Raw genomic sequence first — 24336 nt, 5'->3', positions numbered from 1 at the left:
CTCCTTGAGAATGAACACTCAATAACGCCTTTCGAACTTCCTCCGGAGCAGCACGGCCGCCGCATTCATCAGGATGAGGAACGCCAGGAGCACCATGATCGCGGCCGAAGTCCGTTCGGTGAAGGCGCGTTCGGGGCTGTCGGCCCAGAGGAAAATCTGGACCGGCAGCACGGTGGACGGATCGGTCAATCCGCCGGGTACATCGACGATGAAGGCGACCATGCCGATCATCAGCAGAGGGGCGGTTTCCCCCAGCGCCTGGCCCATCCCGATGATGGCCCCGGTGAGCATGCCGGGCATGGCAAGGGGCAGCACGTGGTGCAGCACCATCTGCATCTTGGAGGCGCCCACGCCCAGCGCCGCCTCGCGGATCGACGGGGGGACCGCCTTCAGGCTGGCGCGCCCGGCGATGATGATGGTGGGAAGCGTCATCAGGGCCAGCACCAGACCGCCGACCAGCGGGACGGAACGCGGGAGCCCCATGAAGTTGATGAACACGGCCAGACCCAGGAGCCCGAAGACGATCGAGGGGACGGCCGCGAGGTTGTTGATGTTGACCTCGATGAGACTCGTCCAGTGGTTCCTGGGCGCGAATTCTTCGAGGTAGACGGCCGCGGCGATCCCCACCGGGAAGGAGAGCAGGAGCGTGAGCCCGAGGGCGTAGAGCGACCCCATGACCGCTCCCCGGATGCCGGCCAGTTCCGGCTCGCGGGAATCGCCGTTGAGGAAGAAGGCGGAGTTGAAGCGTTTCGCGATCCTCCCCTTCATCTCGAGCCGCTCGATCCACCCGAGCTGACGGTCGCTCGTGCGCCGCTCCGTCTCGGGGAGCCGGCGATCGTAAACCCCCTTCACCAGCATGTCCACGTCGTCGTCGGCCGGCACCCAGACCGCCGCCGTCCGGCCGATGAGGTCGGGGGACTGGAGCACCATGCGCCGCAGCTGGAAGGCGGCGCCCGAACTGGCCAGGGCGTAGAGCTCGCGCAGCTCGCCGCGGCCCGTCACGTCGGGGAACATCCCCCGCAGCGAGCGCTTGACCAGGGCGCCGTAGTCGCCCGCCCCGGGATCGCCCGCGTCGATGGCCCCCGGGTCGAAGAAAACCTCGAGCCGGAGGAACGTCTGCCGGAAGGCCCCGATGCCGCTCTGGAAGATGGAGATGAAGAGGACCGAAAGAAAGAGGAGGCTCAGGCAGACCGCGGCGACGCCGTACAGGCGGAACCGCCGCTCGGCGGCGTGCCGCCGCGCGAGCCCCCGCCGCACGATGTCCATGGCCCGGCCGCCCGCGATCGCTTTTCCTTCCGTCAGGTTATTCATGCCGCTCCTCCGATTCGCGACCGCCGCAGGGCGCGGTCGCGTTCTTCACCCGAAAGCGCGCTCCCCTCCATCCGCCGGCCGGCCGTGGCGCCGCAGGCGCGTTCCAGGAGCCGCACGAAATCGCCTTGAGACCTCCACCATCGGGCCACAAAAGAGTCGCGCCAGCGGGAGAGCCGCGCCCTCACGTTGGCCCCGCCTGCGGGGGCGGGATTGCTCCGGCTATTCATACTGCTCCCTGTATTTCCGGACCACGGAGAGCGCGATCACGTTGAGACAGAGGGTGGCCACGAAAAGGACCAGGCCCAGGGCGAAGGCCGCCAGGGTCTTGGGGCTGTCGAATTCCTGGTCCCCGACCAGCAGGGTGACCATCTGGACCGTCACCGTCGTCACCGCCTTGAGCGGGTTGGCCGTCAGGTTGGCCGCCAGTCCGGCCGCCATCACCACGATCATGGTTTCGCCGATGGCCCGGGAAACCGCCAGGAGGATGCTCCCGACGATGCCCGGGAGGGCGGCGGGAAGCACCACCTTCCGGATCGTTTCGCTCGGCGTGGAACCGAGGGCGCAGGCGCCGTCGCGCAACGAGCGCGGCACGGCGTGGATCACGTCGTCCGAGAGGGAGGAGACGAAGGGGATGATCATGACGCCCATGACGAGGCCGGCGGCCAGGGCGCTTTCGCTCGAAACGTCCAGGCCCAACGCCCCCCCCGCCCTGCGGATGGCGGGGGCGACGGTCAGGGCGGCGAAGAAACCGTAGACCACCGTCGGGATCCCGGCCAGGATCTCCATGCACGGCTTGACCGTCGACCGCACCCGGGCCGCAGCGTATTCGGAAAGGTAGACGGCCGCCAGGAGGCCGATCGGGATCGCCACCGCCATGGCGATGGCCGAGATCATGAGGGTGCCGGCAAATACGGGGACGGCGCCGAAGGCGCCCGAGGATCCGACCTGGTCGGAGCGGATGGCCGTCTGGGGGCTCCACTGGAGCCCGAACAGGAACCGGGTCACGGGGACGGCCTGAAAAAACCGCACGGCTTCGAACAGGACCGACAGCACGATCCCCACCGTCGTGAAGACGGCGACCGAAGAGCAGACGACGAGAAGGCCGCTTATCACCCGTTCCACGGCGTTGCGCGCCCTCAGCCTGGGGGTGATGGTTTTGCGTACCAGGAGGATGGCCCCGATGGCCAGGGCGAGCGCGCAGACCGTGAGCGCCATCCGGCTGATCGACTGCAGGCGCAGGTAATGGTCGGCCGCCGCGCGCATATCGGCATCGACGGCTCCCGACACGATGTTGCCCGAGGCGAGGTTCTTGATGTCGTTGACCGCCAGGTCGAGCCTGCTCTCCGGGAGCGTGCGAACCGACTCGGGAAGCCCGGAAACGACCAGGCTCGTGACGACCCTCTCCTCCGACACCTGCCAGAGGGCAAAGAGCAGAAGGGCCGGAATCCCGCACGCCAGCGCCGCGAGCGCGCCGTAGTAGGCGGGCCGCGAATGCAGCCTCACGGCTCTCACCCCCCCACCGGCGACGGTGTGGGAGCGCCGGAGCCCCACCCAGTAGCCCGCAGACGAAAGCGCGAGGATCGCGATAAAAATCAATCCGGGTGACATCAGATCGGACCCTGTCCTTTCATTCCTTCCCTCACGATTGAATGAATACCTTTTCTTTGTTAGGGATCGTTTGCGGTTGTGTGAAATTCCGGTTAAGGATCGCCTCCGCTCTCGGGCGCCTCACCCGCGGAGTCTGCCGGGCCGTCATCGGGGCAGAAGTTACCGGAGAATTATGGACATCCACCTTTTGTGGAAATCCCGGAGAAATATCCTGGACATCCACCATTTGTGAAAATCAGTGGATGTCCAGGATTTGCAAATTGGTGGACGCCCTCGATTCTGGGTTCATCGACGCGCCGGATTCGCTGCCCGGGGAACTACCAGGCGGACTCCCCGCCCCTGGTCCTGTATCCACCTGCCCGGTCGTTCTCAGGGTAGCGAGAGCAGAACCGTGCGGGCGTCCGGGCCCGTCCCGGCAGCGCAATCCTGCGTAACACCTTTGGCCCGGCGGGTGCCTGCGGTCCGCCCCGGGCCCTGCGGGTTGTCGCCCAAATGAAGTTTTCATGAAATCGGGGTGGCCCGGTTGATTCGGACCGAGGGCGCGCTTAACTTGAAAGTGGAACCGGAAAAGGGGGGGGTGTGGCCAAAAAGAGTATTCTGTTCATTTGCCGGCACAACAGCGGCCGGAGCCAAATGGCGGAAGGCTATGTCCGGCGCTTCGCAGGGGACCGGTGGGAGGCGTCAAGCGCCGGGTTCGAGCCCGCCGAAAAGGTCAACCCGCTGGTTGTCGAGGCGATGCAGGAGGAGGGGATCGACCTGTCAGGCAAGACGCCCCGGAGCGCCTTCGAACTGTTCCGCCGGGGCGCCTTGTTCGACATCGTCGTCACCGTGTGTGACGACTCCGAGTCTCAATGCCCTGTTTACCCCGGAATCACCCGGCGGGTACATCACCCATTCCCGGACCCCGCCGCCGCGAGCGGGTCGCACGGGGAGCGCCTGGTCACCGTGCGCGCCATCAGGGACGCCATCAAGGAATGGATCCTCGGCCCGGACAGCCCGCTTGCCGACCAATCACCTCAGACGGGAAAACCCGATTCGGACCGGAAACCTTGACCGTAGCCACCGCTAGTGGCATTCCCGTTCCCCCCCCAATCATGGACATCCGCCGATTGTGAATCCCGGAATCAAATCCTGGACATCCACTTTTTGTGAAAGCGGTGGGTGTCCATCATTGCAAAACTGGTGGGTGTCCATGATTGGGGCTTCATCGGAACGCCGGATTCCGGGCAATTCGATATGGGAATCAGGGATCCCCTTCTGTTCTCTTTTAGGGTGCCCTCAAATGCGAGTCTGGGCCCTTGCGTGGGATCCTCCCGCTACCTCACGGTGGGCTGATGTATAATGATTTCCTTGGGATTCGGCGGGAGAGGATGAAAAAGCTCGCGGCACGCAACAAGCGGAAAAGACTCTGGCCCTGGGTGGCCACCGCGGCGCTCTGCGCGGTTGGGCTGGCAGCGGCCCTCGTACCCGGGAAGAAGCCCCAGGCATCCGCCTCCGTTTCCTACCGGCTTGCCGCCCGCCATCCCCACGATCCCGCCGCCTTCACCCAGGGGCTCGTTTACCTCGACGGATCGCTCTACGAAAGCACTGGGCAGTATGGGGAGTCGATGCTGCGCATGGTGGAGATCGCCACGGGAAGGGTGCTCAGGAAAAAAGCCCTCGGGCGCGAGTACTTCGCCGAGGGACTCGCCGAGCGGGCGGGGAGGCTCTACCAGCTGACATGGCGCGAAAAGACCGGTTTCATCTACGAAACGAGGGATTTCAGTCGTGTCGGAAGCTTCGCTTACGAAGGGGAGGGGTGGGGGCTCGCCCACGATGGCCGCAGCCTCGTGATGAGCGACGGGAGTTCCACCCTCGCCTTCCTGGACCCGAAAACGCTCAAGGCGGTGCGGCGCCTGCCGGTGCTCTACCGCGGCATCCCCGTCGATCGGCTGAACGAACTCGAATATGTGCGGGGGGAGATCTGGGCCAATGTCTGGTTGACCGACCGGATCGCACGGATCGATCCCGCCACCGGATTCGTCACGGGATGGCTCGACCTTTCGGCCCTGTACCCCCAACACGATCGAACCCCCGAGGCCGACGTGATGAACGGCCTGGCCTTTGACGAGGCCGAAAACCGGCTTTTCGTTACCGGCAAATACTGGCCTTGGCTGTTCGAACTCTCTCTCAACTTTTAGTTTGCCAACCAATGGCTCGGGATTCGGGGCCGCCATAACTGGGGTTCCGTCCGGCCCGCGGAGCGGCCGCTGACGGGAAGCGGGCGGCCACGAACAATTCGAGCTCCGAAACATCCGTCGGCCCGACTCCCTGCCCCCTGAAGCGGATAATTCACGGCGCTTCATCGCGGAATACGCAGCCGGGTGGAACTCCGTAGATTTGGCGGATGGCGCCGACGCAGCCGACGATTCCCGGATGACCCGGGTGAGACATTCACGGGCCTGGGGCCGCGGCGCGGGAAGGGATGTTCAAAAAAAGACAGTTTTTCCTGTGAGCCTCGCTTGTTTCGGCTTACAATGCCGCGTCAAAAATTTTCACGCATGCGGCCTTCGGCACAGCCGCCCATCCAGTGGAGAACGGGAGAGGTTTATGAAGAAGAACGGAAAAGAGATCGTCATCAACGGTATCCGCGTCGACAAGAGCGTCTTCAGGAAAGTGGCGCTGCGCCCCTGCGGGCCCGATTGCCTTGCCGACTGCTGCTCGGGCGGCGTCTGGATGACGGATGACGAGCCTCCCCGCATCATGAAATGGGCCAAGACCATCAAGCGCCATCTGCCCAAGGACCGGCACGACGAAACGCAATGGTTCGTGACGCGCAAGTCCAAGGACACGCCGAGCGGAATCGAGACCGGAACCAACACGGTCGAAGACCCGGAGCGGGAGGACGAGACCTGCTGCATCTTCCTCCGGACCGACCGCAAATGCGCACTGCAGGTGATTTCGCGAGACCGGAAACTAGGGTGGCCCGGCATCAAGCCTTTTTATTGCTCCATCTATCCTCTCTACCTGGAGAACGATGTCTTCTCCATCGACGAGACCACCGAACTGGACGAAGAGACGGCCCTCTGCCGCCATAAGGCGGATGAAAAGCGCCCGATGTTCGAGATCTACCGGGACGAGGCCATCCTGATCCTGGGAAAGAAGGGGTACGGGGAGTTGAAACGCATCGCCGCCGGGACGAACGGGACCCGGGCGACATCGCAGGTCGTCGCTAAAGCCCCGGCCGCGAAAAAGCAGACGTTAAAGGGAGCGAAGGAAACCGGCAGGAAGGGGACGGAAAAGAAAGTTGTGGCAAACGCGGCCCCGGCAAAGCAGGCGGCCAGCATGAAGGCCGCCGCGGGATCCACCCCCGCCAAGAAGGCCCCAAAAACCGGAGGGAAGAAAACACCTGCCAGGAAGGCCCCAACTAAAAGGAAGTAGACCTCAATCGTGGACATCCACTATTTGGTGAAATCCTGGACATCCACGCATTGAACGCGGAAGGAACGTGGGTGGACATCCGCCATTTTCCGGCGGGCCGACAATTGGTGGATGTCCACGATTGGGGCGGCCCAGGCCGATTGGTGGATGTCCGCGATTCGCGGTCGGGTCGTCGCGGTCAGTCACCGATCGATTTCGCCAGTTTCTGCGCCGCGATGTGGATCAGGTCCCAGGCGGTGTTGAAGGGGGGCGAATAGGCGAAATCCTGGTACCCGATGTCCGCCAGCGTCATCCCCGCAGCCAGGGCGACCGAAAGGGCGTTCACCCTCTCCACGGCCCCTCGTGCTCCGACGGCCTGGGCCCCCAGGAGCTTTCCCGTCGGCCGGTCGGCCACCAGTTTCAGCCCCAGCTTCTTCTCCCCCGGCATGGCGGCCACGATGGCGTTTCCCCAGATGAGCACGCTTTCGGGATGGTATCCCGCTTCGGCCGCCTCAGCTTCATCGAGCCCTGTCGCCGCCACCTCAAGATCGAAGACCTTGAAGCAGCGCGCACCGACCACCCCGGGAAACACCATCTCGCCGCCGCCTATGTTTATTCCGGCCACGCGCCCCTGCTTGTTGGCGATATCGCCGAGCGGGATGTGAGTCCATTTGCGGCTGATGCGGTGGTAGACCTCCGCGCAGTCCCCGACAGCGTAAATCGCCTCCTCCGAGGTCCGCTGGGAAAAATTGACCCCGATGGCGCCCGATTGGCCGAGCCTCAGCCCGGCCGACGCGGCGAGGGCGGAATCGGGTTTCACCCCTATGGCGATCAGGATGAAGTCGGCTTCCAGCGGGCCGCCGTTCGAATGGAGCCGAAGCGCATAGTCGGCCCCCTTCTCGATCGATTGGAGCCCGGTGTCGGGGCGGAATGTCACGCCCTGGCGCGCGAGTTCCTCCTCGATCATGGTGGAGAGTTCCGGATCCCACATGGCCGCGGTGCGCGGGGCCAGATCGATCATCTCCGTTTCGATGCCATGCCCGCGCAGGGCCTCGCACATTTCGAGACCGATAAAGCCGGCGCCCACCACGAGCGCCTTCCGGCATTCCTTCTCCCGGATGTAGGTCTTGAGGGCCACCGCGTCGGGGAGGGTTTTGAGCGTGAAAACCCCTTCGAGGTCCACCCCGGGGACTTTCGGGACGATGGGGACCGTGCCGGTCGCCAGGACCAGGATGTCGTAGGGAACCATGATCCCGTCCTGGAGCCGGACAACCCCCTGCCTCCGGTCCACTTCCTCCACACGCATCTCCAGGCGCACGTCCACTCCAGATTCGCGGAACTTTTCCGGGGTCCGGGCGATGAGCTTCCTTTCGTCCTTGATGAGGTCCTGGATGTAGTAGGGCATGGGGCAGGCGGCGGTGGACACATGGGGTCCCTTCTCGATCATGGTTATCCCCAGCGACGGATCCCGCCGGCGCGCCTCCGCGGCAACTGAGGCTCCCCCGGCCCCCCCCCCGACAATGACAAGGTTTCGGCTCATAGACGCACCCTCGAGAGATCTGTTTACAGGCAGGTTCCGGACTTCATTGTAAACCAAAAGCCCATTGTGGACATCCACCAAATGAGGCGGCAGGGGGGGCGCGGGATCAGAAATCATGGACACCCACCTATTGTGGAGGGAGTGGACATCCACCTTTCAGCCTTGGGGACCAGGGGATGGCCGCACGCGTCATCGAGTGCGGGAATCCAGGGAGTCCCAGAGGGTGTAGGCGTCGAGCAGTTCCTGATGCAGGATCTCCTTCCGTTCGAGCACCCGGGCGATTTCGTCGGGGGTCTCAAGGTAGAAATCAGCGGCGGCGATCCGGGCGTCGATCCCCTCCTGTTCCGCCTCCAGCTCCTCGATCCGTCCCGGGAGGAGGTCATACTCCCGCTGCTCCATGTAGGAGAGCTTCCGGCGCGCGCTCTTCCGTTCCACCTCCTCGCCGCGAGGGGCGGAGGCGCGGGGCTTCGGCGCGAGCTTTTCCTTCGCTTCTGCGGCGGCCTTCCGTTCGGCCCATGCCGCGTACCCGCCGATGTGCTCCTCGACGCGGCCGCCCGGCTCGAACACCAGCATGCTGGTGACGACATTTTCCAGGAAGGCGCGGTCGTGGCTGACCAGAAGGATCGTGCCGGGAAAATCGACCAGCCGCGCCTCGAGCAGCTCCAGGGTCTCCAGGTCGAGATCGTTGGTCGGCTCGTCCAGCACCAGCACGTTGGCCGGGCGCGTAAAGAGCCTCGCCAGCAGGAGGCGGTTGCGCTCCCCCCCCGAGAGCGCCTTCACGGGTGAGCGGGCGCGCTCGGGCGCGAAGAGGAAATCGCGCAGGTAGCCGTTGATGTGGCGGGACCGGCCGTTGATGGTTACGACTTCGTTCCCCGCCCCCACCGTTTCCAGCACGGTCTTTTCAGGGTCGAGTTGCTCCCGCTGCTGGTCGTAGTAGGCGGGCTGAACATTGGTGCCGACCCGGATGGAGCCCGAGTCGGGGGCCAGTTCGCCCAGCAGCAGCCGCAGGAGCGTGGTCTTGCCCGCCCCGTTCGGGCCGAGAAGGCCGATCCGGTCTCCCCGCATGATCCGGATTGAAAAGTCACGAATCACAAATTGTGGACATCCACCTTTTGGCCCCGACGATTGGTGGGTGTCCATGATTGGGCCCGCCTCGGGCAAAGAGTGGATGTCCACGATTTTGCCGGGGAAGGATTTGGAGACGTGGTCGGCTTCGTAAACGAGGCGGCCGGAGGGATCGGCCGCCTGAAGTTCGAGCCGGGCGGTTCCCGTGCGCTCGCGGCGGGCGGCGCGCTCGGCCCGCATGGCCATCAGGGCGCGCACTCTCCCCTCGTTCCGGGTCCGCCGGGCTTTGACCCCGCGGCGGAGCCATGTCTCCTCCTCCTCGAGCCGTCGGTCGAATTTTGCCCTCCCGAGCGCCTCGTTGGCCAGCCACTCCTCCTTCCGGCGCAGGAATTCGCCGTAGCCGCACTCCCACGAAGTGAGCCGCCCCCGGTCGAGCTCCACGATCCGGCTGGCCAGCCGCCGCAGGAATTCCCGATCGTGGGTGACAGTCACCACCGTCCCCGCATATTCCACCAGGAAGCTTTCGAGCCAGGCGATCGCGCCTATATCGAGGTGGTTGGTCGGTTCGTCCAGCAGGAGGAGCTCCGGCTGGGCCACCAGCGCCCTGGCAAGCAGCACCCGGCGGCGCCAGCCTCCCGAGAGGGTGTCCACGATCGCGTCGGGGGGGAGTTCCAGGCGGGAAAGGATCGTCTCCACCCGCTGCTCGAGCCGCCACCCGTCCCTTTCCTCCAGCTCCTGGTGGAGCCGCCCCAGCCGGTCAAGCAGCGCCGCGTCCGTGCTCTCCGAGACCCGGACGGCGGCGTGATGGTACTCGGCCGCCAGGCGCCCGAGATCCCCGAGTCCATCAGCGACGGCGTCGAAAACGGGACGGTCGTCCCCGAGGGCCGCGTCCTGGTTCAGCAGGGCCGTCCGCATGGAGGGCTGCCGGTAGACCGACCCGGAATCGGGCTCCAGGGAGCCGCCCAGGATCGCGAGCAGCGTCGACTTCCCGGTCCCGTTCCGTCCCAGGATGCAGACCCTTTCCCCCTCCTCGATCTGAAGCGCTGCACTATCCAGCAGCGGCAGGGAGCCGTAGGCAATCGATATTCTGTCCAGCGTGACCAGTGCCATCCCCAAACAGTACCATGAAGCCCCGAACGCGGCTGTTTTCTTCTTCCCCGATATTCCGTAAAATCCTCCATTGACCCGGATTGTGCCGGGGGCGCGGCTCGAGGTGTGGAAACGCGGCACGGATGCCTCCAGGGTGCCTGCGCGGCGGGATCCGCACGCTTCGCCTGGGCCCGGTAAAAAATTCAGTCGAAAGGGGAAAAGCGTGGAAACGAAGGGCCGCACCCGAATCGTTCTGGCCATGGCCCTCTGCCTGGGCGCGGGGGTGATTTCCGGCATCCTCCTGGGACAGCACCATGGGGAGCCCTGGGCGGTGTCCACGGTCACGGAGCGCTGCGGCGACGCTGAATCGGGCAGCTGCGGGGAGGTGGCGCAAAGCGCCTGGTCCGCCTTCGCCGGGATCCCGCTCGCAGCGCTGGGGCTCGCCTTCTACACCTCCCTGGCGCTTCTCGCTCCCCTGGCCCTCTTCGCCCCGGCAGGGCTCCGGAAAGCCCTGATCGGCTCCATCCTCATCCCCTGCCTCCTTGTCGGGCTGGCGTTCGACCTCCTTCTCCTCATGCTGCAGGCGTTCGTCCTCCACGCATGGTGCGCCTTCTGCATCGCCACCTACCTCCTCGGCCTGGCCGCCCTCCTGGTTCTTCTCCCCTTCCGCGGGAACCCGAGGCGACTATTCGCCCGGTTCGCGCCGCCGGAGGGGAAACTCGCCCTGGCCGGGTGGGCGCTGGCCGTGGTGGCGGTCGCCCTCGCCGTCGGCTCCTTCAACTGGATGCTGGAGAGCCGGGCCGACGCGCGTGAAGGTTCGCTCCTCGGCTCCTCAGCCGATGGGCAGAACTCGGAAGACGGGGACCCCGACGATCCCTCCTACTGGCAGAAGCGGGCGCGCCGCCTGGAGGGCATTCTCGACGACCCGCGCCGGACGGAGGCCTACTGGTCGGAAAAGGCGCTGAGGGAATTCGACGAGGCACGAGCGGAGGAGATCGATCTTACCGGCATCCCGGGCGAAGGGGATGAAGGTGCGCCGGTCACCGTGGTGGAATACTCCGATTTCCTCTGCCCCTACTGCCGTCAGCTCTCCACGGCGCTTTTGCGTTACGTTCCGGAATCGAAGGGGAAGGTGAGGGTGTACTTCAAGAACTACCCGCTCGACCGCGAGTGCAACCCCGTCCTCTCCCGCTCGACCCATCCCGGCGCCTGCCGGCTCGCCCTGGGCGCTGTCTGTGCCCGCCGGCAGGAAAGGTTTTCAGCCTACCAAGACCGGGCGTTCGAAGCCGGGATCGACGACCCGCAGATGGACGATGTGGTGAAGATCGGGCGCAAAGCGGGGCTCGACCTCCGCGCCTTCCGGCGCTGCCTCGAGGACCCCGGGGCCCGGGCGGCGCTCGACGCGGAGGTGGCCGAGGCCAACCGCCTCGGTGTCGACTCCACCCCCTCGGTCTACGTCAACGGAAAGCCGCTCGAGCGGGTCAATGACTTTCTGAAGGTCGTCGACCGGGAGGCGCGCAGGCAGGGGTTCTCCCCGGTACCGTAGCCGTCGGCTGGCACGGCGACTGGAAAGGTCAGGCGTTCCCCTCGAGCCCGATCTCGCGCGCCACGGACCGCATCCCCAGGATGGCGTCGGTAATAAGACCGGTGAGATCGGTGCCGAGGAGCTCCGCCCCCTTCTCGATCACCCCGCGGTTCACCCCGGCCGCGAAGCGCTTGTCCTTCCACTTCTTCTTTACGCTCGGCGCCTCCATGTCGAGGATGCTTCTGGACGGCCGGACCAGGGCCGAGGTGGCGACCAGGCCCGTGAGTTCGTCGACGGCATAGAGCGTCTTCTCGAGCGGGCTCAAGGGCTCGACTTCGGAGCAGATGCCCCAGCCGTGGCTTACCACGGCGCGCACGTATTCCTCCGGCCACCCCGCCTCCCGCAGGATCCGGGCGCTCCTGCGGCAGTGCTCCTCGGGGTAGCGCTCGTAATCCAGGTCATGAACCAGGCCGATGATGCCCCACATCTCCTCGTCCTCTCCCCGTTTGCGCGCCATATGCCGCATCACCGCCTCCACGGCCAGAGCGTGCCGGCGGAGGCTTTCGCTTTCGTTGTACCGGCAGAGAAGGCCCCAGGCCTCCCGCCGTGTCGGAATATGCGTGTCCATATCCGGGAGTATACGCATCCTGCAGCCCGGCGCAACCACCCAATTGTGAGATCCAATTGTGGACATCCACTCATTAAACAAATCATGGACACCCACGGATTGGGTAGCCGAATTTGTGGACACCCACCAAACGAGCAAAATGGTGGATGTCCACAATTGGATCTCCAGGATTGGATCCGGGCCGGAGAATGGGTGAATGGTGGATGTCCATGATTTGTTCGCATGGTAGTCTTTATGCGGGAACCAGCAGGGCCGGGCGACGGGATGCCCGTGCCTTTCAGTTGGTGGATGTCCATGATTGAATCAGTTGGTGGGTGTCCATGATTGGATGGGGCAGACAAGGAAGGGATATGGAGCAGAAAAACACGCCGATTCCGGAAATTCAGTGCGACAAATACAGGCTGGCTAACGGTCTGGAGGTGATGCTCGTTGAGGATCACCGACTCCCCCTGACCGCGGTCAACATCTGGTACCACGTGGGACCGGCCGACGAGCGGCCGGGGCTGCGGGGGTTCGCCCACCTGTTCGAGCACATGATGTTCGAGGGCTCCGGATATGTCGGGGAGAAGGCCCACTTCCTCCACCTGGAATCCGCCGGGGCCAGCACCATCAACGGCACCACCGACTTCGACCGGACCAACTTTTACGAAACGCTCCCCTCCAACCAGCTGGAAATGGCACTCTGGCTCGAAAGCGACCGGATGGGGTTCCTTCTCGAAGTCCTCGACAGCCGGAAACTCGAGACACAGCGCGATGTCGTCCGCAACGAGCGGAGGCAGGTGGTGGAAAACTCCCCCTACGGTTTGGTGCAGGAGGCGATCTTCCACCAGCTCTTCCCCCAGAACCACCCGTACTACGCCTCCATCATGGGGTCGCACGCCGACATCGAGGCCGCCCGCCTCGCCGACGTGAGGAAGTTCTTTCAGCGCTATTACGCCCCCAACAACTCAAGCCTCGTGATCGCGGGGGACATCGACCCGGCGAACACCCGCTCCCTGGTGGAGCGCTATTTCGGGCCGATCCCGGCAGGAAAGCCGGTGTCCCGCGCCCCGGTAGACACCCCGCAGATCCGGGAGGAAAGACGGGTGGTCGTCGAGGACCAGGTCGAGTTGCCCCGGGTGTACCTTGCCTGGATCACCGATCCCATTTTCACCCAGGCGGACGCCGAGTGCGACCTGGTCGCCAGGATCCTGGGGGGAGGGCGGTCGAGCCGCCTCTACCGGAAACTGGTATATGAACAGCGCCTGGCGCAGGACGTGAGCGCTGCGCAGGCGTCGATGGCCCTGGGGTCTGTCTTCGCCATCGAGGCGACGGCCAAGCCGGGGGTGGACCCGGAGCGGCTGGAGGCGGCGCTGCGCCGGGAACTGGAGCTCTTCCAAAAAGAGGGACCTGAGGACGAGGAACTGGAAAGGGCACGCAACATCATGGAATCGGGCGTCATCCGTTCGCTCGAAAACCTGGGTGGGCTCGCCGACCGGCTGAATCTCTACAACCATTACACGGGAACTCCCGGCTTCCTGGCCGAAGACATGGGCCGGTACCGGAAATGCACCCTGGAGTCGCTGCGCGCGGTCGCATCCGACCGCCTGGAGCGCAACCGGGGGGTTACCGTCTGGGGCGTCAACGGGACCAGGGTCATTCACGACGTCCCGAAATCACCCTCCACCGGGGAACCGTCTCCCGAACCGGGGCCCGTCATCCCGGACCAGGAATGGAGGCGCACCCCCCCAGCCGCGGGCCCCGCACCCTCGTTCAACCTGCCGGTCCCCGAAATATTCCGCCTGCCGAACGGCCTGACCGTAATGCTGGCGGAAAGGCACAGCCTGCCGATCGTGTCAGCCAACGTGATCGTTCTTGGCGGGGGCGACCGCAACCCCGCGGAGCATCCCGGGCTGGCCTCGTTCACGGCGGGGATGCTGGACGAGGGGACGCTCAAGCGCCAGCCGCTCGAAATCGCCGCGGACGCCGACAGGATCGGGGCCTCCCTCTCCACCGGGTCCGGAACCGATCTCTCCTTTGCGGCCATCCGGACCCTGTCCCGCAACGTCGAAGCCGCATTCGAGCTGCTCTCCGATGTCCTGCTCCACCCCACTTTCGCCCCCGGGGAGATCGAGCGGGTGCGCCACGACCGGATCACCCGGATCCTGCAGCAGCGGGACAACCCCGCGGTCCTGGCCCTGAAGGTGTTCCTGGACTGCGTCTACGGGCCCCGGCACCCCTACGGGCACAACGACCTGGGCACCGAGGACTCCAACCGGGCGGTCACCCCGGAATTGCTCAGGGAGTTTTACCGGGAGGGCTATTTCGCCGCCAACGCCGCGCTGGTGGTGGCCGGAGACATCGACGAAGCGGGGCTCCGGGCGATCGCCGCGAACTATTTCGGTGGTTGGACCGGCTCCGGGGTCCAATGCCGTCCGCCGGAAGTCGCGTCGCACCCCGCGCGCCGGGTGGTGATCGTCGAGCGGCCCGGGGCGCCCCAGACCGTCCTCCGCATAGGACATGTGGGGGTGGCGCGCTCCCACCCCGACCACGCCGCGCTGGATGTCGCGAACACCGCCTTCGGGGGGCTCTTCACCAGCCGGATCAACCGTAACCTGCGCGAAAAACATGGCTACAGCTACGGGGCCTCCTCGGTCTTCTCCTTCCGCCGCGGCCCGGGTCCGTTCCTCGTCGGCGCCTCGGTCCACACCGAAGCCACCGCCCCCGCGGTCAAGGAAATCTTCCGCGAGATCGAACGGCTGTGCGCGGTGAACCTGACGTCAAGCGAGCTCGCGACCGCCAAAGACTCGATCGCGCGTTCCCTCCCCGGCATGTTCGAGACAACCCCGGAGGCGGCGTCGAGCATCGGGCAGCTGTTCGTCCACGACCTCCCGCCCGACTACTATCATTTCCTCCCGGAGAAGATCGACGGGGTTACGGCAGCCGAGGCGCAGCGAGCGGCTCGAAATCATATCCGGCCGCAGGAAGCGGTGGTCGTCGCAGTGGGGGACCGGGAACAGATCCAGCCGGGGCTTGAAAAGCTGGGCCTCGGCCCGCTCGAAATCCGGGACACCCACGGCAAAATCAAACAGCCATAGCGGACATCCACGAAATCCGGCGACAGCAATCGTGGACATCCACCAATTGATGGAGGAAATCATGGACACCCACCAATCGTGGGAAAAGGTGGATGTCCATGATTGAAGGCGCCCACGACCGGGCGCCGGGCAAAAGAGTGGATGTCCGGGATTAGGCGAATTGTGGACATCCACCGAATGGGAGAAATGGTGGATGTCCAGGATCGAGGGGGGCCGCTATTGGCGGCGGAGGGCCTCGATCTCGTTGCGCAGGTCCGCCTCCATCCCCGAGTAGTAACCGGCGTGGACCTGGCGGAGGATCCCCTCCCTGTCGATCAGGAAATGCATCGGGATCGACTCGGTCCCATAGGCCATTCCAGCGGAGCCCTCTTCATCGAGCAGGACCCGGGTGCGGATCGACTGGGAGCGCACATACTCGGCGACGACTTCCGGGGTCTCCTGTAGATTGAGGGCGAGCAGCACCATGGAATCGGCGTATTCCCGCCCCAGCCGCTCGAGCATCGGCATCGTCATCCGGCAGGGGCCGCACCAGCTCGCCCAGAAATCGACCAGGACGATCTTCCCCCGGAATTCCTCGAGCGATACCAGGTTTCCCTCCAGATCGGGCAGCTCGAACGCGGGAGCCGGGCGGCCGATCTCCGCCGCCCCCACGGCCGGGGGCTCACGCCGCATGCAGCCCGAAAACAGCAGACATACCATCAGAACCGAACCCACCCATACTCTTCTTGTTTTCACGCGGCCGATCTCCCTGGCCCGGGGCTCCGCCCGGGAATATTGAGCCGACAGTATACCATCGCGCCCCGCGCGCAAAAACATGGATAGTGTCATCGTAAGCCCAATGATGGTAGCGAATTACTCACGAAATACTGTTGCCTTTTGGAAAAACTTTTATATGATGGAAACGCGATTTCCCCCGGCGGCGTGCCGATAGGGGAGGAAGCAACCGCGCGCGCCGTCCGTTGCGGCCTGAAAAAGCGGATAACGGTCACCGTGAAAAAGGTGGACAAAAGAAGGTGAAGCACACGTTCCGTCGGGCTGCCGCTGTTGTGGCATTTATGGCCGCCTTCTCCGCGCCGTGGCCGGTCCACGCGAAGGGGGTTTCGCGCCCCGCGTCCGCTGCCGGCACCGAACAGCCGATGACCCGAAACTACAAGGTCCTCCCGGGGGACACCCTCTCGAAGATCGCCCGTCAGTTCGGCACCACGCCGGAGAAGATCCAGGCGGCCAACCGGTTGAAAAACAGCCGGATCAAGGCAGGACAGAGCCTCACGATCCCCCCCCTTCCCGCCCCTGCCGCTTCTCCGGAACCCGCGGCTTCCGCGCGACCGGCCATGCCTGAGAAACCGGCGGCGGGACCGGAAAAACCGACGCGGCCGAAGGCGGCCGCTGCGAGCGGAGCAGGGGCGGCGGCCCGGACCTACAAGGTCCGCAAGGGGGACACCCTCTTCCAGATCGCCAGGGACCATGGCACCACCCCGAAAGAGCTCCAGGCGGCCAACGGCCTGAAGGGGAGCCGGCTCGCGATCGGACAGACGCTGCAGCTGCCTTCCGCACCGGACCAGGCCGCCTACGCCGTCGTCCCCTACGAACCCAAATCGGGAACCTCCCCCGGCCGGGCTCCTCTGCCTGCAGATCCCTCGACGGTGCCCTCAAAGCCATCGGAGGCGCCGGCCAGGCAGGCAAAAGCGCCGGTCCATCAAGCGACAGCGCCGGTCCATCAGGCGACAGCGCCGGTTGATCCGGGGATGGAGCCGGCAGGGCCGGCGGAGGCTCCGGCCGGGCGGGCGCAGCCGGAAATCGAGGCCGTGGCGTCAAAACCGGCGGCTGCCGAAAAGCCGGAGACGGTTCAGACCTACACCGTCCGCAAGGGGGATACCCTCTTTCAGATCGCCCGGAGGCACGATACCACCCTGAAGGAGCTCCGGGCGGCCAACCGCCTGAAGGGGAGCCGGCTCGCGATCGGGCAGACGCTCGTGATCCCTGCCGTCCAGGCAGCCGCGAAGGCGCACCCGGCCCCGCCGACCCCCAAAACGCCCGCCGCTATCGACTTTTCCACCTACGTTCCCGGGGAGAGTGCGGCCGAGGCCGAGGAGGGAGCCGAGGAAGAGGCCGGGAACCTTCCGGCGCGCCTGCGCCTGGTGGAGGCGGGCTTCAAGATGCTGGGGATCCGCTACCGGTACGGCGGCACCTCGGAGAAGACGGGGCTCGACTGCTCCGCGCTGGTCAGAAACCTCTTCTCCAAATTCAACCTCCAGCTCCCCCGCTCCTCCCGGGAGCAGTACCAGCAAGGAGAAAAGATCGACCGGGAAAACCTCCAGGCGGGAGACCTGGTCTTCTTCTCCTCCGGCGGGAAGACGCCGAACCACGTCGGCATCTACATCGGGGACAACAAGTTCCTCCACGCGGCGCGCAAGGCGAAGAAGGTCATCGTCAGCGACCTCACGAAGCTCTGGTACGAAAAGCGCTATCTTGGCGCCCGCCGCATCATGGACCTCTGGTGGGAAGAGGCCGGAGAAGAAACCGGCGAGGAGCCCCAGAGCGCCAACCGCTGACGCCCCCCGGACATCCCCCATCATCGCGATCCGATCGATGATTCGACCCCGGGCGGACCGGCCCCATGGCACCGCCGCGCGGGGGACTTCGGGCACCCTCCTGGTCCGTCCCCCCGGATCTTCGGGGCCGGTCCCCCGGCCGCCGGGACTCGGCTCCCCCCATTTTGCCAATCTCGGGGACCGGGCCCTGTGGTATGCTTACGCGGTTTTTGAAAGGTTGTGCACCTGGTCTCGCACATGCCTATGCCCGGTGGCGATGGCGCAGACAGTTGCGCGGGTCCCGGCCCGTGGGGGCGGGGCTCTTCCCGTATTGGATTCAACGCCGGCCGGCGACGCCCAGTCTCGCGCCGGTGTTCTGATCGATAAAGGAGCATTCCATGGTTGATTACGTCAATATTTTCATGGCCCGTCTGCAGGCCAAGAATCCCGGCGAGACCGAATTTCACCAGGCCGTGCAGGAGGTGGTCGAATCCCTCTCCCTCGTGCTCGACCGTCACCCGGAATACCGTTCCGCGAAAATCCTCGAGCGCGTCGTGGAGCCCGAGCGCGTCCTCATGTTCCGCGTCCCCTGGATGGACGACCAGGGGGAAATCCAGGTCAACCGCGGCTTCCGGATCGAGATGAACAGCGCCATCGGCCCCTACAAGGGGGGGCTGCGCTTCCACCCCTCGGTGAACCTCGGCATCCTGAAGTTCCTGGCCTTCGAGCAGGTCTTCAAGAACAGCCTGACGACCCTCCCCATCGGGGGGGGGAAGGGGGGGTCCGACTTCGACCCCAAGGGGAAGAGCAACAACGAGGTCATGCGCTTCTGCCAGAGCTTCATGACGGAGCTCAGCCGCCACATCGGCCCCGACACCGACGTCCCGGCGGGCGACATCGGGGTGGGCGGGCGCGAGATCGGCTACTTGTTCGGACAGTACAAACGGCTGCGCAACGAATTCACCGGCGTGCTGACGGGCAAGGGGCTGAACTGGGGGGGCTCCCTCATCCGCCCCGAGGCGACGGGCTACGGCTGCGTCTACTTCGCCTCCGAGATGCTCTCCACCCGCGGCCAGTCGCTCGAGGGGAAGACGTGCCTCGTCTCCGGAAGCGGCAACGTGTCGCAGTACACCATCGAGAAGATCCTCCAGCTCGGCGGCAAGGTGGTGACCGTCTCCGACTCCGACGGCTACATCTACGACGAGGAGGGGATCGACGCCCAGAAGCTCGCCTTCATCATGGAGCTCAAGAACGTCAAGCGCGGGCGGATCAAGACCTACGCCGACAAGTACAAGTCGGCCGTCTACACCGCCTCCGACCGCTCCAAGGACTACAACCCGCTCTGGGACCACAAGGCCGACTGCGCCTTCCCGAGCGCCACGCAGAACGAGATCAACGCCCAGGACGCGCGCAACCTGCTCAAGAACGGGGTCTACGTCGTCGCCGAAGGGGCCAACATGCCCACCCACTTCGAAGGGGTCCGGCTCTTCCTCGACGCCGGGGTCCTGTACGGACCGGGGAAGGCGGCCAACGCCGGCGGGGTCGCGGTCTCGGGGCTGGAGATGGCCCAGAACAGCATGCGGATGCCCTGGACGCGCGACGAGGTCGACAACCGCCTCCACCTGATCATGAAGAGCATCCACGCCACCTGCGTCGAGTGCGCCGACCGCTTCGGCACGCCGGGCAACTACGTCAACGGCGCCAACATCGGCGGCTTCCTGAAAGTCGCCGACGCCATGATGGACCAGGGCCTGGTCTAACCCCGCCCTGTCTTTTACCCCCCCGCCTCTTCCGGTCACCCCCGGGAGAGGCGGGGTTTTTTTTGCGCGGAAGCCCAGGCCGAAAAACCCGGGGCGGATTCCTTCGCACCCGGAAGCCCGGGCCGGCAGATCGGGAGCAGGCGTTCGCCCTGCCCGCCCGGCCGGGGTGACAAACCCGTGCGCGGGCAGGTTGTGCACATCCTCCGGCTTCTGCTATCCTGTAGCCGGTCTCGGGGACACGCATGCCAGCCGAAAAACATCTCGATCCGCTCTGGATCGAACACGGGTACGGGACGCGCTTTCAGGGCTTCCAGAACCTGATGCGCCACAGGATCAGGGACGTGCTGCTGGTCTCGAGCCTGTACGATCTCTACCTGTTCGAGGAAGACGGCCGCTTCGACGAGCTGATCAGCAACGAGTACCAGGGCCTCAACCTGAGCCACTCCCCCGAAATCACCCGCGTCTCGAGCGGGAAGGAGGCCATCGTCCTGGCCCGGGAGGAGCGGCGCTTCGACCTCATCCTCACCACGATGCACGTGGAGGACATGACGGCGGTCCGGCTCGCCCGCGAGGCGCGCGCGGCGGGGATCACGATCCCCATCGTGCTGCTGGCCTACGACAGCAAGGAGCTGAAGGACCTCAAGGCCCACAACTACACCGGGGCGTTCGACCGCGTCTTCGTCTGGCAGGGGGATTTCCGCCTCATCGTCGGCATCATCAAGCACCTGGAAGACCGGATGAACGTCGACCACGACACGCGCCTGGTCGGGGTCCAGTCGATCCTCTTCATCGAGGACAACATCCAGCACCTGTCGCGCCTCCTGCCGATGCTCTACACCGAGCTGCTCAACCAGAGCCAGCGGCTGATCTCCGAGGGGATCAACCTCTCGCACAAGGTGCTCAAGACGGTGGCCCGGCCGAAGATCCTCCTCTGCCAGACCTACGAGGAGGCGTGGGACTACTTCGAGACCTACCGCGAGCACGTCCTGGGGGTGATCTCCGACGTCGATTTCCCGCGCGGGGGGCGGCCCGACCACGGCGCCGGCATCCGCTTCGCCCGGGCGGTGCGGGAGGAAAACCCGGAGCTGCCGGTCCTGCTGCAGTCGCTGACCCCGGAATACGCCGAGGAGGCCCGGAAACTCGACCTCACCTTCGTCGCCAAGGACGCGCCCAACCTCCCGCTCGAGCTGCGGCGGTTCATGGTGGAGTACTTCAGCTTCGGCGACTTCGTCTTCCGCACCCCGGACGGGCACGAGGTGGGGCGCGCGGCCGATCTCAGGAGCCTCCGGGAGATGCTGCGCTACGTCCCGGGGGAGAGCATCCGCTTCCACGCCGAGCGCAACCACTTCTCCAACTGGCTCAAGGCGCGCACCGAGTTCTGGCTCGCGCACCGCGTCCGGCCGCGCAAGGTGTCGGACTTCCCCACGGTGGAGGGGCTGCGCGAGAACCTGATCGAGTCCCTGGGGGACTACAGCAAGCTGCAGCAGCGCGGGCTGATCACCGAGTTCCGGAAAGACGCGTTCGACCCGGAGTCGAGCTTCGCCCGGATCGGCGGGGGCTCGCTCGGGGGGAAGGCGCGCGGGCTCGGGTTCCTGAACACCCTGATCAACAACTACGACGTGCGCCGGCGCTTCGAGGGGGTGCGGATCGCCGTCCCCCCCGCCGTCGTCCTCGGGGCCGACGTGTTCGACCGCTTCCTCGACAACAACAACCTGCGCCGCTTCGCGCTGGAATCGGACGACGACGTGGAGATCACCCGGCGCTTCCTCGCCGCCGTCTTCCCCGAGCAGCTGCTGGGGGACCTCGCCTCCTTCCTGCACATCATCCGGACCCCGCTGGCGGTGCGCTCCTCGAGCATGCTGGAGGACTCGCAGTACCACCCCTTCGCCGGCGTCTACCAGACCTACATGATCCCCAACCGCCACCCCGACCCCTTCGTCCGGCTGGGGCAGCTGGTGACGGCGGTCAAGCGGGTGTACGCCTCCACCTTCTACCAGGGGGCCAAGCAGTACTTCCGGATCACCGACTACCAGCTCGAGGAAGAGAAGATGTCGGTCATCATCCAGAAGATGGTCGGCACCGAGCACGGCGCCCGCTTCTACCCCGATTTCGCCGGGGTGGCCAAGTCGTACAACTACTACCCGATCGCCCCCCAGAAGGCCCAGGACGGGATCGTGAGCGTCGCGCTCGGGCTCGGGAAGACCATCGTCGACGGCGGCGTCACGGTCCGCTTCTGCCCCAAATACCCCAACCACCTGCTGCAGTTCTTCTCCGCCGCCGACGCGCTGCAGAACAGCCAGACCCATTTCTTCGCCCTCGACCTGGACTCCCCGCCGATCCAGTACGAGGATACCTGCGACATGCGCGTGAAGCAGTACGGCCTCGACGACGCCGAAACGGACGGCGCCCTGCACAACCTCGCCTCCACCTACTCGGCCGAAAACGACGCCCTCTACGACGGCACCTCCCGCGCCGGGCAGCGCATCGTCACCTTCGCCCCCATCCTGCGCAACCGGGTCTTCCCCCTCCCGGGGATCGTGGAGCTCCTGCTCGACATGGGGAGCTGGGGGATGGGGTCGCCGGTGGAGATGGAGTTCGCCGCGGACCTCTCGGTCCCGCCGGGAGAGCCGAAGGAGTTCGCCATGCTCCAGCTCCGCCCCATGGGGCTGAGCAAGGAGTCCGACCCGCTGGAGATCGGGGACGTGCCGCGCGAGCGGCTGATCTGCCGCAGCGGCCAGGTGCTCGGGCACGGCATCTCGGGCGGCATCCTCGACATCGTCTACGTCGACATCGAACGATTCGAGCGCGCCCGGAGCCAGGACGCGGCGCTCGAGGTCATGCACTTCAACCGGAAGCTGGCGGACGAAGGGAGGCCCTACCTCCTCGTCGGGGTCGGCCGCTGGGGGTCGCTCGACCCGTGGCTCGGCATCCCGGTCAGGTGGGACCAGATCTCGGGCGCCCGGGTGATCGTGGAGGCGGGGTTCCGCGACATGGAGGTGGACCCCTCCCAGGGGTCCCACTTCTTCCACAACATCACCTCCTTCCGCATCAGCTATTTCACCGTGAACTCCCTGACCGGGGACGGCTTCGTCGACTGGGATTGGCTGCGCTCCATCCCGGTCGCGGAGGAAAAACCTTTCGTGCGCCACCTGCGGCTCGACCGGCCGGTGGTGGCCAAGGTCGACGGGCACCGCAACCAGGGCATCATTCTCAAACCGGAGTAGGACGTTGGCCGAGAAGACCGAAGAGACCGGAAACGCTTCCCCGAATTCGCGCAGCCTCTGCGACGCCTGCCCGCATTGCGGCCGCGAGCTGAGCCCCTGGCAGCAGGTCCTGCTCCGGATCGACCGGGCCCTGGTCTGCCGCAACTGCTGGTACCGCATCATCCTCGACGTCTCCGAAGAGGAGGAGCCGACGGAAAGAAAGGACTAGCCGGGAGCCTTTTCGGGAATCGCGGGGAGGGACAGGGCACAGCCGGCCGTCGGGAGGGAAACCGGGGGAGCCGACGGAAAGGAAGGAGCAGGGGATGCAATCGTACAACTCTTTCGAGGTGGCGCAGGCGCAGGTCACGGCGGCGGCGAAGCTTCTGAACCTGGACCGGGCCACGCTCGACCTGCTGCTCTGGCCGCAGCGCGAGTTCGCCTTCACCCTCCCCGTCAGGATGGACGGCGGCGAGACCCGCGTCCTGCACGCCTTCCGCGTCCAGCATAATTTCGCCCGAGGCCCGGCCAAGGGGGGGATCCGCTTCCACCCCGACGAAACGCTCGACACGATCCGGGCCCTGGCCGGGTGGATGACGTGGAAGACGGCGGTGGCCAATCTCCCCCTGGGGGGGAGCAAGGGGGGGGTGGTGTGCGACCCCCGGAAGATGTCGGAGCGGGAGCTGGAGCGCACGGCCCGCGCCTACGTGCGCGCCCTCTGGCCCCACATCGGCGCGGACCGGGACGTGCCGGCGCCCGACGTCTACACCAACCCCCAGACCATGGCCTGGATGATGGATGAGTACGAGACGATCACCAACCGGCACCAGCCGGGCGTCATGTCCAACAAGCCCCTGGCCCTCGGGGGGAGCGAGGGACGGCGCAGCGCCACCGCGCGCGGCGGGGTGGTCGTGGTGCGGGAGGCGTGCCGCGCCTGCGGCATCGACCCGCGCGGGGACTACGCCGTCCAGGGCTTCGGCAGCAACGGCCAGCGCGCGGCCATCCTGCACCAGGAGATCCTGGGGGGCGGGCGGCTGGTCGCCGCGTCCGATTCGAGCGGCGCGGTGTACAACCGCGAAGGGATGAACCCCATCGAGCTGCGCAACCACAAGCTCCGGACCGGGTCGGTCAAGGGCTTCGGCGGCTCCGAGCCGATCGACCCCGCGGAGGTGCTCGAGCTCGACCTGGCCGTCCTTTACCCGGCCGCGCTCGAGAACGCCATCAACGTGGGGAACGCCGAACGGGTGCGGGCCCGCGTCCTGTGCGAGCTGGCCAACGGCCCCACCACCCCGCAGGCGGACCAGGTCCTGTTCGCCAAGGGGATCCACGTCATCCCCGACATCCTGGCCAACGCCGGGGGGGTGGCCGCGTCCCACCTGGAAATGGTCCAGAACCGCAACGGCGACTACTGGGACGAACCGGCCGTCCTGGCGCGCCTGGACGACACCATGACCCGGGCCTACCACGCGGTCCACGGCGCGTCCGAGGAGCGGGGGATCCACCCGAGGCTGGGGGCCATGCTCGTGGCCGTCGCGCGCGTGGCTCAGGCGTGCAAGCTGCGCGGCTGGGTCTAGACCTGCCGCCCGGGATGGCGAGGCCCATC

Annotated in this window: 17 protein-coding genes; 10 read left to right on the top strand and 7 right to left on the bottom strand. The window is 65.9% G+C overall.

Annotation, left to right across the window (positions count from 1 at the left end):
- Positions 1 to 18 precede the first annotated feature (18 nt).
- The 3 genes from pstA to pstC are packed head-to-tail and all read right to left on the bottom strand — an operon-like array spanning position 19 to position 2919.
- Positions 19 to 1266, bottom strand: coding sequence for a phosphate ABC transporter permease PstA (gene pstA, locus GXY47_06215; GenBank protein ID NLV30736.1), 1248 nt, complete (start codon positions 1264 to 1266; stop codon positions 19 to 21).
- A 41-nt stretch (positions 1267 to 1307) separates the two neighbouring features.
- On the bottom strand, positions 1308 to 1538 hold the full coding sequence (locus tag GXY47_06210; GenBank protein NLV30735.1) for a hypothetical protein: 231 nt from the start codon (positions 1536 to 1538) through the stop codon (positions 1308 to 1310).
- Positions 1531 to 2919: a phosphate ABC transporter permease subunit PstC gene (pstC, locus tag GXY47_06205; GenBank protein ID NLV30734.1), complete on the bottom strand. Its 1389-nt coding sequence runs from the start codon at positions 2917 to 2919 to the stop codon at positions 1531 to 1533. Before pstC ends, GXY47_06210 begins: the two co-directional genes overlap by 8 nt.
- Positions 2920 to 3552: 633 nt before the next feature.
- Here pstC and GXY47_06200 point away from each other — a divergent pair.
- The 3 genes from GXY47_06200 (at position 3553) to GXY47_06190 (ending at position 6339) form a co-directional block, all read left to right on the top strand.
- The gene (locus GXY47_06200) at positions 3553 to 3972 is read left to right on the top strand and encodes an arsenate reductase ArsC (protein NLV30733.1); all 420 of its coding nucleotides are present in this window, start codon (positions 3553 to 3555) and stop codon (positions 3970 to 3972) included.
- A 317-nt stretch (positions 3973 to 4289) separates the two neighbouring features.
- Complete coding sequence (locus GXY47_06195; GenBank protein NLV30732.1) at positions 4290 to 5099, top strand: glutaminyl-peptide cyclotransferase; 810 nt, start codon at positions 4290 to 4292, stop codon at positions 5097 to 5099.
- Between the two features lie 409 nt (positions 5100 to 5508).
- Positions 5509 to 6339 (top strand): hypothetical protein, encoded by an 831-nt coding sequence (locus tag GXY47_06190; protein NLV30731.1) that lies wholly within the window; start codon positions 5509 to 5511, stop codon positions 6337 to 6339.
- Positions 6340 to 6517: 178 nt separating this feature from the next.
- Here the strand turns inward: GXY47_06190 and GXY47_06185 are convergent, their stop codons facing one another.
- Positions 6518 to 7858 (bottom strand): FAD-dependent oxidoreductase, encoded by a 1341-nt coding sequence (locus GXY47_06185; GenBank protein ID NLV30730.1) that lies wholly within the window; start codon positions 7856 to 7858, stop codon positions 6518 to 6520.
- Positions 7859 to 8047: 189 nt separating this feature from the next.
- Positions 8048 to 10033 carry an ATP-binding cassette domain-containing protein gene (locus GXY47_06180; GenBank protein ID NLV30729.1) on the bottom strand — a complete coding sequence of 662 codons (1986 nt, stop codon included), beginning with the start codon at positions 10031 to 10033 and terminating at the stop codon, positions 8048 to 8050.
- 202 nt (positions 10034 to 10235) lie between these two features.
- Between GXY47_06180 and GXY47_06175 the strand changes: the two genes are divergently transcribed.
- Positions 10236 to 11558 carry a thioredoxin domain-containing protein gene (locus GXY47_06175; protein ID NLV30728.1) on the top strand — a complete coding sequence of 441 codons (1323 nt, stop codon included), beginning with the start codon at positions 10236 to 10238 and terminating at the stop codon, positions 11556 to 11558.
- Positions 11559 to 11586: 28 nt separating this feature from the next.
- On the opposite strand, the gene GXY47_06170 is transcribed toward GXY47_06175, so the two are convergent.
- The gene (locus tag GXY47_06170) at positions 11587 to 12165 is read right to left on the bottom strand and encodes an HDIG domain-containing protein (GenBank protein NLV30727.1); all 579 of its coding nucleotides are present in this window, start codon (positions 12163 to 12165) and stop codon (positions 11587 to 11589) included.
- A 350-nt stretch (positions 12166 to 12515) separates the two neighbouring features.
- Here GXY47_06170 and GXY47_06165 point away from each other — a divergent pair, with 350 nt between their 5' ends.
- Positions 12516 to 15242: an insulinase family protein gene (locus GXY47_06165; protein ID NLV30726.1), complete on the top strand. Its 2727-nt coding sequence runs from the start codon at positions 12516 to 12518 to the stop codon at positions 15240 to 15242.
- A gap of 216 nt (positions 15243 to 15458) precedes the next feature.
- Here GXY47_06165 and GXY47_06160 read toward each other — a convergent pair whose 3' ends face one another.
- Positions 15459 to 15977 (bottom strand): TlpA family protein disulfide reductase, encoded by a 519-nt coding sequence (locus tag GXY47_06160; protein ID NLV30725.1) that lies wholly within the window; start codon positions 15975 to 15977, stop codon positions 15459 to 15461.
- A gap of 401 nt (positions 15978 to 16378) precedes the next feature.
- Between GXY47_06160 and GXY47_06155 the strand changes: the two genes are divergently transcribed.
- The 5 genes from GXY47_06155 to GXY47_06135 all read left to right on the top strand — a co-directional run bounded on the left by GXY47_06155 (position 16379) and on the right by GXY47_06135 (position 24307).
- Positions 16379 to 17794: a LysM peptidoglycan-binding domain-containing protein gene (locus GXY47_06155; GenBank protein ID NLV30724.1), complete on the top strand. Its 1416-nt coding sequence runs from the start codon at positions 16379 to 16381 to the stop codon at positions 17792 to 17794.
- 377 nt (positions 17795 to 18171) lie between these two features.
- Positions 18172 to 19533 (top strand): NADP-specific glutamate dehydrogenase, encoded by a 1362-nt coding sequence (gene gdhA, locus GXY47_06150; protein ID NLV30723.1) that lies wholly within the window; start codon positions 18172 to 18174, stop codon positions 19531 to 19533.
- A 320-nt stretch (positions 19534 to 19853) separates the two neighbouring features.
- A complete protein-coding gene (locus GXY47_06145) occupies positions 19854 to 22757 on the top strand; it encodes a histidine kinase (GenBank protein NLV30722.1) in 2904 nt (967 codons plus the stop codon).
- Positions 22758 to 22761: 4 nt separating this feature from the next.
- Positions 22762 to 22965, top strand: a complete 204-nt coding sequence (locus GXY47_06140) for a hypothetical protein (GenBank protein NLV30721.1) — start codon at positions 22762 to 22764, stop codon at positions 22963 to 22965.
- 94 nt (positions 22966 to 23059) lie between these two features.
- Entirely contained in the window at positions 23060 to 24307 is a 1248-nt protein-coding gene (locus GXY47_06135) for a Glu/Leu/Phe/Val dehydrogenase (protein NLV30720.1), read from the top strand.
- Positions 24308 to 24336 lie beyond the last annotated feature (29 nt).

The sequence above is a fragment of the Acidobacteriota bacterium genome, assembly GCA_012729555.1.
Taxonomy (GTDB): Bacteria; Acidobacteriota; UBA6911; order UBA6911; family UBA6911; genus UBA6911.
The sequence above is the reverse complement of the archived record's forward strand: the minus strand, read 5'-3'. Positions and strand labels throughout refer to the sequence as shown.